The organism is uncultured Sutterella sp. (assembly GCF_937923675.1).
Classification (GTDB): domain Bacteria; phylum Pseudomonadota; class Gammaproteobacteria; order Burkholderiales; family Burkholderiaceae_F; genus Sutterella.
In genome coordinates this window covers 1-1,360 of the sequence record NZ_CALDXB010000050.1, presented here as the reverse complement: position 1 = coordinate 1,360, position 1,360 = coordinate 1, and the positions used below count along the sequence as shown (strand labels likewise).

Annotated in this window: 2 protein-coding genes; both read left to right on the top strand. The window is 61.8% G+C overall.

Annotated features, from left to right (window positions below):
- On the top strand, positions 1-867 hold an 867-nt coding region (ttdA, locus tag Q0106_RS06205), incomplete at its 5' end, for a L(+)-tartrate dehydratase subunit alpha (RefSeq protein ID WP_297610367.1).
- Positions 864-1,360, top strand: a 497-nt coding sequence (gene ttdB, locus Q0106_RS06200; RefSeq protein ID WP_297610364.1) for a L(+)-tartrate dehydratase subunit beta, incomplete at its 3' end; no start/stop codon positions are given. The genes ttdA and ttdB, both read left to right, overlap by 4 nt.

The following is a 1,360-nucleotide window of genomic DNA, read 5'->3' as shown; positions in this document are numbered from 1 at the left end:
GATCTGATGGCGAAGTTCACGGCGTACTTCGGCAAGCACCTGCCCGACGACGTCATGAAGAGCCTCACGGAAATGCGCGCCGAACAGACGACCGACATTGCCAACACCATCTACGACGCCATGTTTACCGACATGGCGCTCGCCAAGAAGAACAACGTTCCGCTCTGCCAGGACACGGGCGTCATCCAGTTCTTTGTGAAGGTGGGTTCGCGCTTCCCGCTCCTCGGCGAAATGGAGGAATGCCTGCGCGAAGCCACGAAGCGCGCGACGAAGGAGGCGCCCCTGCGCCACAACGCCGTGCAGATCTTCGACGAGAAGAACACCGGCAACAACACGGGCGTGCGCATTCCCTGGATCGACTGGCAGATTGTTCCCGATTCCGACGAAGCCGAAATCTGCGGCTACATGGCGGGCGGCGGCTGCTCGCTCCCCGGTGCGGCCAAGGTTCTGATGCCGCTCGAAGGCTATGAAGGCGTCGTCAAGTTCGTCTTCGACATCATGACGGAACGCGGCATCAATGCCTGCCCGCCGCTGCTTCTCGGCATCGGCATTGCGGGTTCGGCGGAAGTCGCCGCCACGCTCTCGAAGCGCGCCCTCATGCGTCCGGTCGATTCGCACAACAGCAACCCGACGGGTGCGGAATTCGAAAAGCTCATCAAGGACGGGCTCAATGAACTCAACCTCGGGCCGGGCGGCCTCACGGGCAAGGGCACGGTGATGGGCGTCAACGTCGAACAGGCTGCGCGCCATCCATCCTGCATCGCGGTCGGCGTTTCCACGGGCTGCTGGGCCCACCGCCGCGCCACGATCCGCGTTCATGCGGACATGTCTTATGAATTTCTTTCGCACAAGGGAGTGACGCTGTGAGCACCAAGACGCTGACCACCCCGATCAGGGATGAAGACCTCGAAGACATCAAAATCGGCGACATCATCTATCTCGACGGCTATCTCATCACTGCCCGCGACCAGGCGCATCACCGCCTCGTGAAGCTCGGCCGCAAGCTCCCCGTGGATCTGAAGGGCAAGGCCATCTTCCACGCCGGTCCGATCATGGTTCCGACGAAGGATGCCAAGAGCGGCTGGAAGGTCGTCTCGATCGGCCCCACGACCTCGATGCGCATGGAAATCTTCGAAAAGGAATTCCTCGCCGAAACCGGTGTGAAGCTGATCGTCGGCAAGGGCGGCATGGGCCCCAACACGACCGCGGGCTGCAAGGAATCAAAGGCCATTCACTGCGTCTTCCCGGGCGGCTGCGCCGTGGTTGCCGCGGAATGCGTTGAAGAAGTCGAAGACGTGCAGTGGCCCGAACTCGGCATGCCCGAATCCATGTGGGTCATGCGCGTGAAGCACTTCGGTCC